General features: G+C 44.1%; 1 pseudogene. It reads left to right on the forward strand.

Going from position 1 to position 526, the window contains the following annotated elements:
• Nucleotides 1–11: 11 nt before the first annotated feature.
• A pseudogene (locus R3X26_RS18880) lies at nt 12–526 on the forward strand (transposase); the annotation flags it as partial.

Consider the following 526-nt stretch of genomic DNA (forward strand, 5'->3'; position numbering starts at 1 on the left):
TCGGATACTTTATGACAACCGCGAGAAACCGATTGGTCTCTATTGATTCGACACCCTATTACCACTGTGTTTCTCGATGTGTTCGACGTGGCTTTTTATGTGGCATCGACCCATATACCCAACGAAACTACCAACACCGACGTGCTTGGATTGAGCAAAAAATACAATCCCTTTCCTCACTTTATTGTGTCGATATTTGCGCATACGCTATTATGAGCAATCATTATCATTTAGTTGTCCATCTTAATCGAGAGCAAGCACAAAGCTTATCACTGCATCAAATAGTACAACGTTGGGGCGAGCAGCATAAATTGCCAACACAAGTGAGCCGTTGGTTAGCTGGACAGCTCACTTGTGCCGCCGAAGAAAAAGCTTGTTTTGCCCTTATTGAATCCTGGCGGCATCGCTTGTGGAGCTTGAGTTGGTTTATGAAAGAACTCAATTATGACATCGCAGTACGTGCCAATGAAGAAGATACTTGTAAGGGCCATTTCTGGGAATGTCGCTTCAGTAGTCAAGCGCTTCT

Source organism: Vibrio sp. TH_r3, from assembly GCF_033101115.1.
In the GTDB taxonomy this organism is placed as follows: Bacteria; Pseudomonadota; Gammaproteobacteria; order Enterobacterales; family Vibrionaceae; genus Vibrio.